The following is a 14,025-nucleotide window of genomic DNA, read 5'->3' on the forward strand; positions in this document are numbered from 1 at the left end:
GAACAGCTATTCACGGAAGTTATAAAGACTTGCGTCAATCATCTTAATTGAACCGCCGTATACGGAACCGTACGTACGGTGGTGTGAGAGGACGGGAGTTAATCGCTCCCTCCTACTCGATTTTTTTCTATAGCTAAAGTGAATATTGTTTATTCAAAATATGTATTTCATTTATATGCTCTTTCCCCCTTATAATATTATTAAGGAGATTTTGGAATCTTCAAAATCATTGTTCGAATTATTGAGGGGGATGCGGTATTATGGCAAATTACGTTACAGTGGGGAATTTACAAGTAGAAAAAGTGTTATACGATTTTGTAAATGAGCAAGTTTTGCCTGATGCAGAAGTAAATAAAGATGAATTTTGGGCAGGATTTGATACATTAATTCATGACTTAACGCCGGAAAATAAAGAACTTCTTGAAAAGCGAAGAGAATTAGAAGAGGCAATTCATAACTGGCATAAAGAAAATAAAGATCACTTTCATTTCGATCAATATAAAAAATTCCTTGAAGATATCGGCTACATTGAACCGAAAGTAGAAGACTACCATATTACAACTGAAAACGTTGACGAAGAAATTTCGTTTCAAGCTGGTCCTCAATTAGTTGTACCAGTAAACAATGGACGTTATGCCCTAAACGCTGCCAATGCTCGTTGGGGAAGCCTTTACGATGCATTATACGGTACTGATGCCATTAGCGAGGAAGATGGAGCGGAGAAAGGAAACAGCTACAATCCAGTTCGTGGCCAGAAAGTAATTGAATATTCGAAGAAGTTTTTAGATCAAGCAGTTCCTTTAAAAGATGCAACTCATTTAGATGTTACAAAATATGCGATTGTAAACGGAAAGCTAGTTGCTACACTTTCAAATGGCAATGAAACAGGACTTGTGGATGAATCAAAAGCTGTGGGGTATAACGGGTCGCCAGAAGAACCTTCTGTTGTTCTATTAAAGAATAATGACCTGCACATTGAAATTGTAATCGATCGAAATCATCCTGTAGGAAAATCAGATCCGGCTGGTATTAAGGACATTATTTTAGAATCAGCTGTGACGACAATAATGGACTGTGAGGACTCTGTTGCTGCAGTTGATGCAGAAGATAAAGTAGAAGTATACAGCAACTGGTTAGGATTAATTAGAGGAGATTTATCAGCTACTTTTGAAAAAGGTTCGAAAATAATGACTCGTACGTTAAATCCTGACCGCACGTATAAAGGGGTTAACGGTGAAGACATTACATTACCAGGTCGCTCATTAATGTTTGTCCGCAATGTAGGCCACTTAATGACAACAAACGCCATTTTAGATAAAAATGGAGAAGAAATCCCAGAAGGAATTATGGATGGTGTCATTACGAGCTTAATTGCTAAACTTGATATATTAGGTAAAACAAAATACAAAAATTCGAAAAAAGGCTCTATTTATATTGTAAAACCAAAAATGCACGGTTCAAAAGAAGTAGCATTTACAAACAAATTATTTGGTAGAATTGAAGATTTAATTGGGCTTGAGCGTTACACATTAAAGGTTGGTGTAATGGATGAAGAACGTCGTACGTCTCTAAACTTAAAAAATTGCATTAAAGAAGTAAAAGAACGGATTGTCTTCATTAACACGGGATTCTTAGATAGAACAGGTGATGAAATTCATACATCAATGGAAGCAGGTCCAATGATTCGCAAAAATGAAATGAAATCTTCTGTTTGGTTAAATGCATATGAAAGATCAAATGTATTCGTAGGATTAAATTGCGGTTTACAAGGCCGTGCCCAAATTGGTAAAGGAATGTGGGCAATGCCTGACTTAATGGCTGCAATGCTAGAGCAAAAAATCGCTCATCCAAAAGCAGGAGCCAATACAGCTTGGGTACCATCACCAACAGCTGCAACGTTGCATGCCATCCACTATCATTTAGTAGATGTAAAAGAAGTTCAAAGAGGTATTACTGACTTTGAAGATTTACAAGATGATATTCTTCAAATTCCTGTAGAGAAAAATCCAAACTGGAGCCCAGAAGAAATTCAAGAAGAGTTGGACAACAACTGTCAAGGAATTTTAGGATACGTAATTCGCTGGGTAGAACAAGGAGTTGGATGTTCAAAAGTACCAGACATTAACGATATTGGATTAATGGAAGACCGTGCAACACTTCGTATTTCCAGCCAACATATCGCAAACTGGCTACATCATGGAATTGTGACAAAAGAACAAGTGTATGAAACGCTTAAACGTATGGCTGTAGTGGTGGATAAACAAAATGCTGATGATCCAAACTATCGCCCAATGGCTCCAAACTTCGAAGAGTCTGTTGGTTTCCAAGCAGCTTGCGACCTCATTTTCAAAGGATATGAGCAACCAAATGGTTATACTGAACCAATCCTTCATAAGCGACGCCTTGAAGCGAAACAAAAATATGGCGTTGTAAGTACAAACTAATTATAAAAAGACATCCCTTCCAAAATAGATAAGAATTTTGGAAGGATGTCTTTTTTATTTCGTAATAAATTGCTGGGCTAATTCAATAAATTCTCTTACAGCGAAAGATAAATATTTATTCTTTTTCCAAGTCAATCCTAACTCTAGAAAAAGATTTTCATGTTTGAAAGGAATTGAAACAATTTTTTCATTTTGAAGTTTTTCACATATTTTTTTTGGAAGTAACGCAATCCCTACTTTAGCAGCCACCATCTCAACGATTAAATCTTTCTGTGATGATTCACAAGCTATTGTAGGGTAGAACCCATTTTTTGAACATTCTTCTATAATGCGATCGTACAATGTAAAATCTTTGCGATATATAATAAAATCTTCTTTCTCTAACCGGGACATTTCAACGGATGACAATGTAGCAAGTGGATGGTCTTTATGAACAATTAACATTAACGGATCTTTTAATATACTAATAGATTCTAATTGATCGTTTGGAGCACATAAATTACAAATGAGTCCTATATCCAATTCTCCTTCTTCTACCCCTTGCCGAATTTTTTTCGTCCCAACTTCCGTTAGTTTAATTTCAATATAAGGATACTTTTCTTTATATAAACTAATTAATTTTGAAAAAAACTCCACACCTACAATCGGTGGAATTCCAATACGAATTTCTCCTTTTTTCAACTCCATTAAATCCGTTAATTCTGAACGTAAATTTTTAAAGGCGGCTAATACATGTTGTGCATTTGCTAATACCGCCTTTCCTGCATCCGTCAACTCCAATTGTTTTGAAGAACGGTAAAATAAAGGTACACCGAGTTCGGCTTCTAAATTTTGAATGGCTTTACTAATGGATGGTTGTGATACGTGTAAAGTGGAAGCAGCTTTCGTGAAACTCAAATGTTTGGCTACTTCTGTAAAATACTCGATTTGGCGGATGTCCACTACAAACATCTCCTTTTTACGCACTATTTGTTCTTTGTTCCATTATACTAATTTACATACATATTTCTCATAAAAAGAGAATAAAATTGATTTTCTTAAACAAAGTGCAAAATATATTACAATATAATATAAAAATTTTATGTATGTGAAAGGATGAAAGGATGAAAATATTTTTAATAGAGGACGATCAATCCATTTTCAATTCAATAAGGGAACGTTTTAACCAATGGTCGATGGAAGTAGTAGGACCAAAAGATTTTCAACAAGTGCTAGATGATTTTTTAAACGTGCAGCCACATCTAGTCATCATTGATATTCAACTCCCCGCATTTGATGGTTTTCATTGGTGCCGTGAAATTCGTGCCATCTCAAAAGTGCCAATTATATTTTTATCATCTAGAGACCATCCAATGGATATGGTAATGGCTATGCAAATGGGGGCGGATGATTTTGTGCAAAAACCTTTTCATATGGAAGTATTGCTAGCAAAAGTACAGGCGATATTAAGAAGAACTTATGATTATGGGGAGAATATGCAACATGTTGTGAGATGGAATGGTGCAATTATTGATTATGACAGAGGAACCATTCAATACGGTGAGAAAGTGATAGAATTGACGAAAAACGAATTGTTTATTTTGAAGACATTATTAGCTTCTGTTGACAAAATTGTTTCTCGTGATGAGCTAATGCGTAAATTATGGGATGACGAGCGATTTGTGAATGATAATACGTTAACGGTCAATGTCAATCGATTGCGACAGCGATTAGATGAAATTGGTTTATCGGAAACCATTGTAACGAAAAAAGGACTTGGCTACATGGCGGTGACAAAATGATTGGACTATTTTTAAAAGAAAGAAGATCGTGGATTTTATTCTTCCTGTTTATGCAAATATGGCTGAATGGATTGTTTTTCATCGATAGCGGCATATCAAATATATCCATCATATATGTAAACATCATGAATCTTTTATTCTTTCTTCTTTTCTTAATTTGGCGTTATGGAAGAGAAACAAAGCAGCTAAAAGCTATCTATGAGCAACCAATCAATAAAGAGCTGCTTTCTCCTTTCCAGCAAATGTACATGGAACATTTCCAACAACAATATGAAGAAATAGATTATAGACTTCATCAAATAAAAATGGAAATGCTTGAACAGCAAGATCAGATGCTGGCGTGGGTGCATGAAATGAAATCGCCGATGACTGCCATGAAATTAATCGTGGAACAAGTAGAACCTTATGCGTTAAGAGAGAAGATTGAAAAAGAATGGGTTCGCATATTTTTGTTGCTTGATCAAAAAATCCATGAAACAAGGCTTTCAACGATTGAAAAAGATAACCGGCTGGAAAAGGTTTGTTTGGAAACAGTCGTTCATCAACAAATTAAAGATTTTCGTTCATGGTGTATTGAAAAAGGGATTGGTGTTGAAACGAAGAATTTGCAAAAGACCGTGACAACAGATGCCAAATGGCTTGGGTTCATTATTCGCCAAATTTTTTCTAATGCTGTGAAGTACAGCCATGAAAATAGTGAAATTCACATATTTACAACTCGGAATCAAGAGGGGCATCTATTATTACATATACAAGACTTCGGAGTTGGGATTCGAGCTGAAGACTTGCCCCGTATTTTCCAACGGTCCTATACAGGAACGATCGGAAGGGAAACAATCGCTGCGACAGGGATGGGTCTATACTTGGCAAAGGAAGCGGCTGAAAAACTTGGGCTTACGCTGAAGGTAGATTCACAAGTGGGTGCCGGCACAACTTTTACAATCCAATTTCCTCTTGAAAATCAATACATTCAATCTTATGGTATGTGACAAAATTGTCATTTACCATTTTTTATTTGTCACGAAAATCGAACGATTGTAAGGTACTGAAAGGGTACAATTTAGTAAGGAATCAATACAAGGGGTTGACGAAATGGCTGTTTTAGTGGCAAGAAAAATAAGAAAAACCTATGGAAAACGTACGTTACAACAAGAAGTGTTAAAAGGGATTGACCTGGAAGTACATGAAGGAGAATTCGTTGGTATCATGGGGCCATCCGGTTCGGGTAAAACAACTTTATTAAATGTCCTTTGTTCCATAGATTATCCAACAGAAGGAATTGTTGAAATCAACGGGAAACCGTTACAAAAGATGAAAGAACGGGATTTGGCAAAATTTCGCCGGGAACATTTAGGGTTCATCTTTCAAGATTATAATTTGCTTGATACGTTAACGGTAAAAGAGAATATTCTGCTGCCGTTATCTGTTGGCAAAGTATCAAAAAACGCGGCAGAGAAGCGTTTAGCAATGCTCGTCGAATATTTAGGAATCAAAGACATTTTAAGTAAATATCCGAATGAAATATCCGGCGGACAAAAGCAGAGAACATCTGCTGCAAGAGCTCTTATTACTGAACCATCTATCGTTTTTGCCGATGAGCCGACAGGGGCGCTTGATTCTAAAGCGGCGACGGCATTACTGACAAATTTGGAAAACATCAATAAGGAAAGAGGAGCAACCATCATGATGGTGACCCACGATGCAGTGGCAGCAAGCTTCTGTAGTCGAGTGTTGTTCTTGAAAGACGGTCAAATTTATACGGAGCTCTATAAAGGGGATAAAACGAGACAGGCGTTTTTCCAAGATATTTTGAATACCCAAAGAGTGCTTGGCGGTGATGGATATGACGTTAACTAATTTAGTTTTTAAAAGTATGAAGAAGAACATAAAGCATTATTACTTATACTTCTTTGCATTAATTTTTAGTGTGACCCTTTGCTTTTCGTTCATCACCATACACTATAACCCTTCTGTTACCGCGGCGTTGGAAGCAAGCGGTACCGCAACGGCAGGTTTTGAATCCATTACGTATGTTTTATATTTTATTTTGATTTTTTTTATTCTTTACGCGAACCAATTATTTATGAAACGCCGCAGTAAAGAAATTGGCTTATATCAATTAATCGGAATGACTAAAGGTTTGATCTTTCGGTTATTATTGATTGAAAATGTAGTATTGTTCACGTTGGCTGTAGGAATCGGGATGGTTTGGGGATTTTTAACTTCTCGTTTTTTTGCGATGATTTTAATGAAGTTAATGTTAAACGACGCAATTGTCAGTTTATCTTTTTCCATGACTGCTTTTTCAAAATCGATCATTATTTTTGCTCTTCTATTAGTGGTGGTCTTGATTCAAATTTTTATTATGATTCGGAAAGCATCGCTGTTATCGCTATTTAATGCAGCAAAAAAAGCCGATGAACGAATTAAAAAGTTCAGCATTTTCCATATGATTATGGGAATCATAGGAATTGGTTTAATTGCATATGGGTATTACGATTCTACAAGATTGTTCAGCGTGGAGGGTGCCACAACAAACAACTTGTTGGTCAATATGTTGCTTATTCTAGGTTCAACAATTTTAGGCACCTATTTATTTTTCCGATATTCCGTGGCACTTATCATGAACTTAATCCGGAAAAGCAAAAAGGGACATTTAAAAATAACAGATGTTTTAGGTGTTACAACAATTATGCACCGCATGAAGGGAAATGCTAGTTCTCTTACATTGATTACTGTGTTGACAGGATTAGCCGTCGGGATTATGACGCTGTCTTATATTTCTTACTACTCTTCAGAATCCAATGCAAAACAATCTTCTCCATTTGATTATATCTTACTTAATAATAACGGAAATGATTTTTTAGAACAGCTAAAGGCAGAAGGAATTGAATATGAAAAAACAACTTTTCATATTTCTAACGTAAATATTAAAATGTCTGATTTATTTAATTTAGATGAAAAAAATGCTGAGTATATAAATGTCAATCAAGAGGTGGTAACAGCTGCCGTTCCTCTATCAGATTACAAAAAAATAAATCCGGATGTCCATTTGAAAGATGGGGAAATCATGATGACAAGCTACTCAAATGTATTATCTAAATTACTGCCGTTGGAAAGCAAAAAGAAAATTAATGTAAAAACAAGTGAGAAGAATTACTCTTTATTTATTAAAGAAGTAAGAGAGGATGAATTTTTTCTATCAGTGTTAGCAAGTGATAGTTCGCCTGTGTTGATTGTGAAAGATGAATTATTTCATGAATTAGAAAAAGCTCAAAACCCTGCTATTTCAACTCAAATTGGTATTAATTTAGCAAAAGAAAAAGACCGAGAAAGGGCAGAGATAATATTTAAGAACTTGAGGGAAAGTAATGTCATTCAATATGCAAATCTAAAAACTTATAAAGAATATTACGATGAGAATATAGCTATTAGTGGAATGAGTATTTTTGTAACAGGATTTTTGGGATTGGCATTTTTATTGACAACAGGAAGCATTCTTTACTTTAAACAAATGGGTGAAGCGGAAGATGAAAGAGATTCCTATACAATTTTGCGGAAAATCGGATTTTCCAATGGTGAGTTAATGCGCGGAATTTATGTAAAACAATTGTTTAACTTCGGCATGCCGCTTATGATTGGACTTCTTCACAGTTACTTTGCAGTGAAATCCGGCTGGTGGCTGTTTGGTTCAGAGATGACTACGCCAATGATGATTATCAACATATTCTATGTAGCGATGTACACGGTATTTGGCATATTATCTGTTTTGTATTATAAAAAAATAGTAAAAGAAGCATTATAAAGATAGGAAACAATTAAATAGGTAGAGATTAATTTTTAGACTCCATGATCAAGTGGTTGGCAAAATCTTTTGGCCGACCACTTTTTTTCGCATTCATCTTAATTGCTGCAAAGTATTTTTGTTAGTTAAAAAATATGTTCCTATTTATAATAGGAAACATGTTTAATTTTATGAAAGGGCAGCTATATATTTTAATGTAAGGTAGCGGGGAATTTTCAGAATTTTATTGGAGTTGATTTATATAATCTCCTCTTATATACTATAAAACAGTTTAGGGAGTGCAAAACTTGAAAGACCAATAAAATTCGAGAAAACACTTGCTAACAACTATTTTATTGTATATAATGTTGAATGTTGGTCTTTGACTGCGATGAAGCGGGAGGTTGCCGACACACCCGGCCGCTTTGCCATGGCGAGTGTGTGGGAAATTTCCGTGGAGAATGTCTAGTAATTAGGCGATAAAGGAGGGAAAATAATGGCAAAACAAAAGATTCGTATTCGTTTAAAAGCGTATGATCACAGAGTATTAGATCAATCCGCTGAAAAAATTGTTGAAACTGCTAAACGTTCAGGCGCAAGTGTATCAGGTCCGATTCCGTTACCAACGGAAAAAACTGTGTACACAATCCTTCGAGCTGTTCACAAGTATAAAGATTCACGCGAACAATTCGAAATGCGCACTCACAAACGTTTAATCGACATCATTAACCCAACTCCTCAAACAGTTGATGCGTTAATGAAACTTGATTTACCGTCTGGCGTTGACATCGAAATCAAACTTTAATAGTAAAATAAAACTTTTAATTATCACAGGAGGTGTGACAAATGACCAAAGGAATCTTAGGTAGAAAAATCGGTATGACGCAAGTTTTTGCTGAGAACGGCGATTTAATACCAGTAACAGTAATTGAAGCAACTCCAAACGTTGTACTTCAAAAGAAAACTGTTGAAAACGATGGCTACGAAGCAATCCAACTTGGTTTCGAAGATAAGCGCGAAAAGCTTGCTAACAAACCGGAAAAAGGACACGTAGCAAAAGCGAATACTGCTCCTAAGCGCTTCATTCGTGAAATTCGTGGAGTAAACTTAGATGAGTATGAAGTTGGTCAAGAAGTCAAAGTAGATATTTTCGCAGAAGGCGATTGGGTAGATGTAACAGGAGTAACAAAAGGGAAAGGGTTCCAAGGTGTAATTAAACGCCACGGCCAATCTCGTGGACCAATGTCTCACGGTTCTCGTTACCACCGTCGTCCAGGTTCAATGGGACCTATTGCTCCAAACCGAGTATTTAAACAAAAAGCTTTACCTGGTCAAACTGGTGGAGATACAGTAACTATCCAAAACTTACAAATTGTTAAAGTGGATACTGAACGTAACTTACTACTAGTAAAAGGTAATGTTCCTGGTTCTAAAAAATCTTTAGTAACAGTAAAAGCAGCTGTTAAAAAATCTAACTAATTTCTTGAAGAAAGGAGGAAACAGGAATGACAAAGGTAACTGTACTTAGTCAAACAGGTGCTTCTGTTGGAGAAATCGAATTGAATGATGAGATTTTCGGTATCGAACCAAACGAAGCAGTATTATTCGACGCAGTAATCGCTCAACGCGCATCTCTACGTCAAGGTACACATAAAGTAAAAAACCGCTCTGAAGTTTCTGGTGGTGGTAGAAAACCATGGCGCCAAAAAGGAACAGGTCGTGCTCGTCAAGGATCTATCCGTTCTCCACAATGGCGTGGTGGTGGTACTGTATTCGGACCACAACCAAGAAGCTATAGCTATAAATTACCTAAAAAAGTTCGTCGTTTAGCTCTTAAATCTGCATTATCTGCTAAAGTGAACGAGCAAAACTTCCTAGTGTTAGATGCATTGAAATTAGATGCACCTAAAACAAAAGACTTCAAAGAAATTTTAGGTAACTTAAAAATCGAATCAAAAGCATTATTCGTTACAGCTGAATTAGATGAAAACGTGGCATTATCCGCACGTAACATCCCAGGCGTAACAGTTTTAACAGCTTCTGGAATCAACGTTCTTGATTTATTAGGTCATGACAAAGTTGTATTCACGAAAGCTGCAGTAGAAAAAGTTGAGGAGGTGCTTGGATAATGGATGCACGTGATGTAATTAAACGTCCTGTCATTACTGAGCGTTCTTCTGAACTGATGGCTGATAAAAAGTACACTTTCGAAGTTGATCTTCGTGCGAACAAAACACAAGTGAAAGATGCAGTAGAAGAAATCTTCGGCGTAAAAGTGGCTAAAGTCAACATCATGAACTACAAAGGTAAAGTAAAACGTGTAGGTAAATTCCAAGGATTAACAAACAGACGTCGTAAAGCAATCGTAACATTAACACCTGATAGCAAAGAAATTGAATTATTCGATTTCTAATTGTAAAATGAGTTCGTTTTGACATTTAAAGAAGGAGGGAAACAACATGGCGATTAAAAAGTATAAACCAACCTCAAATGGTCGTCGTAACATGACATCATTTGACTTTGCGGAAATCACAACGGATAAACCGGAAAAATCATTATTAGCGCCTTTAAAACGCAAAGCTGGTCGTAACAACCAGGGTAAAATTACTGTTCGTCATCACGGTGGTGGACATAAACGCCAATACCGTATCATCGATTTCAAACGTGATAAAGATGGCATTCCAGGACGCGTTGCTACAATCGAATACGATCCAAACCGTTCTGCTAACATCGCATTAATTAACTATGTTGATGGTGAAAAACGTTATATTATTGCACCAAAAGGATTAAAAGTAGGTCAAGAAATTATTTCTGGTCCAGATGCTGATATTAAAGTAGGTAATGCTTTACCATTAGCAAACATCCCAATGGGTACTACAGTTCACAATATCGAATTAAAACCAGGTAAAGGTGGACAATTAGTACGCTCTGCTGGTGCATCTGCGCAAGTACTTGGACGTGAAGGAAAATACGTAATCGTACGTCTTCAATCTGGTGAAGTTCGTTTAGTATTAGCTACTTGCCGCGCAACAATCGGTCAAGTGGGTAACGAATCTCACGAATTAGTAAACATCGGTAAAGCGGGTCGTTCTCGTTGGTTAGGTAAACGCCCTACAGTTCGCGGTTCTGTAATGAACCCTAATGATCACCCACACGGTGGTGGTGAAGGTAAAGCACCAATCGGTCGCAAATCACCAATGACACCATGGGGTAAACCAGCTCTTGGATACAAGACACGTAAGAAACGTAATAAATCTGATAAATTAATTATTCGTGGACGTAAAAAATAATGTGATAAAGCTACGGTTCGAGCGAAGAGCCGTGGTGAAATCACGGAGGGAGGTTACTAAATGGGTCGCAGCTTGAAAAAAGGACCATTTTGTGATGAACATTTAATGAAAAAGGTAGAAGCACAACAAGGTCTAGACAAAAAACAAGTAATTAAAACTTGGTCTCGCCGTTCTACGATCTTCCCTAACTTCATCGGACTAACAATTGCGGTTTATGATGGACGCAAACATGTTCCGGTATACATCACAGAAGATATGGTAGGTCACAAACTAGGCGAGTTCGTACCAACTCGTACTTATAAAGGTCACGGTGCGGATGACAAAAAAACAAGACGCTAATTTTGAGAGGAGGTAGATCCTGATGACAACAAAAGCTAAAGCCGTTGCTCGCACAGTCCGAATTGCCCCTCGTAAAGTGCGCTTAGTAGTAGATTTAATTAGAGGCAAGCAAGTAGGAGAAGCAGTTGCAATTTTACGTCATACTCCAAAAGCGGCGTCTCCAGTCGTTGAGAAAGTATTAAAATCTGCAGTTGCAAATGCTGAGCACAATTACGAATTAGATCCAAACAACTTATACATTTCTGAAATTTATGTTGATGAAGGACCAACATTAAAACGTTATCGTCCACGTGCGCAAGGACGTGCAAGCGCAATTAATAAACGCACAAGCCACATCACTGTAGTGGTATCTGAGAAGAAGGAGGGTTAATTTTGGGTCAAAAAGTACATCCAAACGGATTGCGAATTGGTATCATTCGTGATTGGGAGTCAAAATGGTACGCTGAAAAAGACTACGCTGAATTACTTCACGAAGATATCAAAATCCGTAAATATATCGAAACTACTTTAAAAGAAGCAGCGATTTCCAAAGTTGAAATCGAACGTGCTGCAAATCGAGTGAACATTACGATTCACACTGCAAAGCCAGGGATGGTAATCGGTAAAGGTGGTACGGAAGTAGAAAACTTACGTAAATACTTAAGCGATATCACTGGTAAACGTGTACACATCAACATCGTTGAAATTAAAAAAGCGGATCTTGATGCAAAATTAGTTGCAGAAAATATCGCTCGTCAACTTGAAAACCGTGTTTCATTCCGTCGTGCTCAAAAACAAGCGATTCAACGCACTATGCGCGCAGGAGCAAAAGGGATTAAAACGCAAGTATCTGGTCGTTTAGGCGGTGCGGATATCGCACGTGCAGAACATTATAGTGAAGGAACTGTACCACTTCATACGCTTCGTGCAGACATCGATTACGCTCACGCAGAAGCAGATACAACATACGGAAAATTAGGTGTAAAAGTATGGATTTATCGTGGTGAGGTCCTTCCTACGAAGAAAAACTCTGCGGAAGGAGGAAAATAATTATGTTAATGCCAAAACGTGTTAAATATCGTCGCGAACATCGTGGTAAAATGCGCGGTCAAGCAAAAGGCGGTCGTGAAGTACAATTTGGTGAATGGGGTCTTCAAGCTCAAACTGCTAGCTGGATCACTAACCGTCAAATTGAAGCCGCTCGTATTGCGATGACTCGTTACATGAAACGTGGCGGTAAAGTTTGGATTAAAATTTTCCCACACAAACCTTATACGAAAAAACCTCTTGAGGTACGTATGGGTTCCGGTAAAGGTTCTCCAGAAGGTTGGGTAGCTGTAGTAAAACCAGGAAAAGTTATGTTCGAAGTTGCAGGTGTTTCTGAAGAAGTTGCACGCGAAGCGCTTCGTTTGGCATCACATAAACTTCCTGTGAAATGTAAAATTGTGAAACGTCAAGAAACTGGTGGTGATTCTAATGAAAGCTAAAGAAATCCGTGAACTTGCCACTTCTGAAATCGAATTAAAAGTTAAATCACTGAAAGAAGAGCTTTTCAACCTTCGCTTCCAATTGGCGACTGGTCAATTAGAAAACACAGCTCGCATTCGTGAAGTTCGTAAAGCGATTGCGCGTATGAAAACTGTGATTCGTGAAAGAGAAATCAGTGGAGATAACTGATAAAGGAGGTCCGCTAATATGACTGAGCGTAAACAGCGCAAAGTTTACACTGGCCGTGTAGTTTCAGACAAAATGGACAAAACAATCGTTGTCCTAGTTGAAACTTACAAAAAACACAAATTATACGGCAAGCGTGTAAAGTATTCTAAAAAATTCAAAGCTCACGATGAGCACAACGAAGCAAAAGTCGGTGACATCGTACGCATTATGGAAACACGCCCGCTATCAGCTACAAAGCATTTCCGTCTTGTAGAAGTAGTAGAAAAAGCGGTTATTATTTAATAGAAATTCGGAAAATACGTGAATTCCGAAGGGAGGTAACCTAAGTGATCCAACAAGAATCTCGTTTAAAAGTTGCTGACAACTCAGGTGCACGTGAAGTGTTAACAATTAAAGTGCTTGGTGGTTCTGGTCGTAAAACTGCAAACATCGGTGATATTATCGTTTGCACAGTTAAGAAAGCAACACCAGGAGGCGTTGTTAAGAAAGGTGACGTTGTAAAAGCCGTTGTAGTACGTACTAAATCTGGTGTTCGCCGTAAAGATGGCACTTACATTAAATTTGACGAAAACGCATGCGTTATCATCAGAGACGATAAGTCACCGCGTGGTACTCGTATTTTCGGACCGGTTGCACGTGAGTTACGCGATAACAACTTTATGAAAATCATTTCCCTAGCTCCAGAAGTTCTTTAATTATCTGATAGTACCAATTAAGGAGGTGCGACACAT

The 14,025-nt window shown here is 37.3% G+C and carries 18 protein-coding genes; 17 read left to right on the top strand and 1 reads right to left on the bottom strand.

The window, feature by feature from the left end; genetic code table 11:
• Window positions 1-260: 260 nt before the first annotated feature.
• A complete protein-coding gene (locus HF990_RS12520) occupies window positions 261-2,444 on the top strand; it encodes a malate synthase G (protein ID WP_168412719.1) in 2,184 nt (727 codons plus the stop codon).
• A gap of 54 nt (window positions 2,445-2,498) precedes the next feature.
• Here the strand turns inward: HF990_RS12520 and HF990_RS12525 are convergent, their stop codons facing one another.
• The gene (locus HF990_RS12525) at window positions 2,499-3,386 is read right to left on the bottom strand and encodes a LysR family transcriptional regulator (RefSeq protein ID WP_016839362.1); all 888 of its coding nucleotides are present in this window, start codon (window positions 3,384-3,386) and stop codon (window positions 2,499-2,501) included.
• 161 nt (window positions 3,387-3,547) lie between these two features.
• Between HF990_RS12525 and HF990_RS12530 the strand changes: the two genes are divergently transcribed.
• From HF990_RS12530 to rplN, 16 genes are all read left to right on the top strand, one after another.
• The gene (locus tag HF990_RS12530; protein WP_016839363.1) at window positions 3,548-4,225 is read left to right on the top strand and encodes a response regulator transcription factor; all 678 of its coding nucleotides are present in this window, start codon (window positions 3,548-3,550) and stop codon (window positions 4,223-4,225) included.
• A complete protein-coding gene (locus HF990_RS12535) occupies window positions 4,222-5,214 on the top strand; it encodes a sensor histidine kinase (RefSeq protein WP_168412720.1) in 993 nt (330 codons plus the stop codon). Before HF990_RS12530 ends, HF990_RS12535 begins: the two co-directional genes overlap by 4 nt.
• A 103-nt stretch (window positions 5,215-5,317) precedes the next feature.
• Window positions 5,318-6,082, top strand: a complete 765-nt coding sequence (locus HF990_RS12540) for an ABC transporter ATP-binding protein (protein WP_016839365.1) — start codon at window positions 5,318-5,320, stop codon at window positions 6,080-6,082.
• Window positions 6,069-8,030: an FtsX-like permease family protein gene (locus HF990_RS12545; RefSeq protein ID WP_016839366.1), complete on the top strand. Its 1,962-nt coding sequence runs from the start codon at window positions 6,069-6,071 to the stop codon at window positions 8,028-8,030. The genes HF990_RS12540 and HF990_RS12545 overlap by 14 nt, the downstream gene beginning before the upstream one ends.
• A gap of 475 nt (window positions 8,031-8,505) precedes the next feature.
• Window positions 8,506-8,814 (top strand): 30S ribosomal protein S10, encoded by a 309-nt coding sequence (rpsJ, locus tag HF990_RS12550; RefSeq protein WP_016839367.1) that lies wholly within the window; start codon window positions 8,506-8,508, stop codon window positions 8,812-8,814.
• A 41-nt stretch (window positions 8,815-8,855) separates the two neighbouring features.
• Window positions 8,856-9,488, top strand: a complete 633-nt coding sequence (rplC, locus tag HF990_RS12555; protein WP_016839368.1) for a 50S ribosomal protein L3 — start codon at window positions 8,856-8,858, stop codon at window positions 9,486-9,488.
• A 26-nt stretch (window positions 9,489-9,514) separates the two neighbouring features.
• The gene (gene rplD, locus HF990_RS12560; RefSeq protein WP_016839369.1) at window positions 9,515-10,138 is read left to right on the top strand and encodes a 50S ribosomal protein L4; all 624 of its coding nucleotides are present in this window, start codon (window positions 9,515-9,517) and stop codon (window positions 10,136-10,138) included.
• Window positions 10,138-10,422 carry a 50S ribosomal protein L23 gene (gene rplW, locus HF990_RS12565; protein ID WP_016839370.1) on the top strand — a complete coding sequence of 95 codons (285 nt, stop codon included), beginning with the start codon at window positions 10,138-10,140 and terminating at the stop codon, window positions 10,420-10,422. Before rplD ends, rplW begins: the two co-directional genes overlap by 1 nt.
• A 46-nt stretch (window positions 10,423-10,468) precedes the next feature.
• Window positions 10,469-11,299 (top strand): 50S ribosomal protein L2, encoded by an 831-nt coding sequence (rplB, locus tag HF990_RS12570; protein WP_016839371.1) that lies wholly within the window; start codon window positions 10,469-10,471, stop codon window positions 11,297-11,299.
• 60 nt (window positions 11,300-11,359) lie between these two features.
• On the top strand, window positions 11,360-11,638 hold the full coding sequence (gene rpsS / locus HF990_RS12575) for a 30S ribosomal protein S19 (protein WP_016839372.1): 279 nt from the start codon (window positions 11,360-11,362) through the stop codon (window positions 11,636-11,638).
• A 22-nt stretch (window positions 11,639-11,660) separates the two neighbouring features.
• Window positions 11,661-12,008 (top strand): 50S ribosomal protein L22, encoded by a 348-nt coding sequence (gene rplV, locus HF990_RS12580; protein WP_016839373.1) that lies wholly within the window; start codon window positions 11,661-11,663, stop codon window positions 12,006-12,008.
• A 2-nt stretch (window positions 12,009-12,010) separates the two neighbouring features.
• Complete coding sequence (gene rpsC / locus HF990_RS12585) at window positions 12,011-12,667, top strand: 30S ribosomal protein S3 (RefSeq protein WP_016839374.1); 657 nt, start codon at window positions 12,011-12,013, stop codon at window positions 12,665-12,667.
• A 2-nt stretch (window positions 12,668-12,669) separates the two neighbouring features.
• Window positions 12,670-13,104 (top strand): 50S ribosomal protein L16, encoded by a 435-nt coding sequence (rplP, locus tag HF990_RS12590; protein ID WP_016839375.1) that lies wholly within the window; start codon window positions 12,670-12,672, stop codon window positions 13,102-13,104.
• The gene (gene rpmC, locus HF990_RS12595) at window positions 13,094-13,294 is read left to right on the top strand and encodes a 50S ribosomal protein L29 (RefSeq protein ID WP_016839376.1); all 201 of its coding nucleotides are present in this window, start codon (window positions 13,094-13,096) and stop codon (window positions 13,292-13,294) included. Before rplP ends, rpmC begins: the two co-directional genes overlap by 11 nt.
• Before the next feature lie 18 nt (window positions 13,295-13,312).
• Window positions 13,313-13,576: a 30S ribosomal protein S17 gene (gene rpsQ, locus HF990_RS12600; RefSeq protein ID WP_016839377.1), complete on the top strand. Its 264-nt coding sequence runs from the start codon at window positions 13,313-13,315 to the stop codon at window positions 13,574-13,576.
• Between the two features lie 44 nt (window positions 13,577-13,620).
• Window positions 13,621-13,989: a 50S ribosomal protein L14 gene (rplN, locus tag HF990_RS12605; RefSeq protein ID WP_016839378.1), complete on the top strand. Its 369-nt coding sequence runs from the start codon at window positions 13,621-13,623 to the stop codon at window positions 13,987-13,989.
• Window positions 13,990-14,025 lie beyond the last annotated feature (36 nt).

The organism is Ureibacillus thermosphaericus (assembly GCF_012396605.1).
Classification (GTDB): Bacteria; Bacillota; Bacilli; order Bacillales_A; family Planococcaceae; genus Ureibacillus; species Ureibacillus thermosphaericus.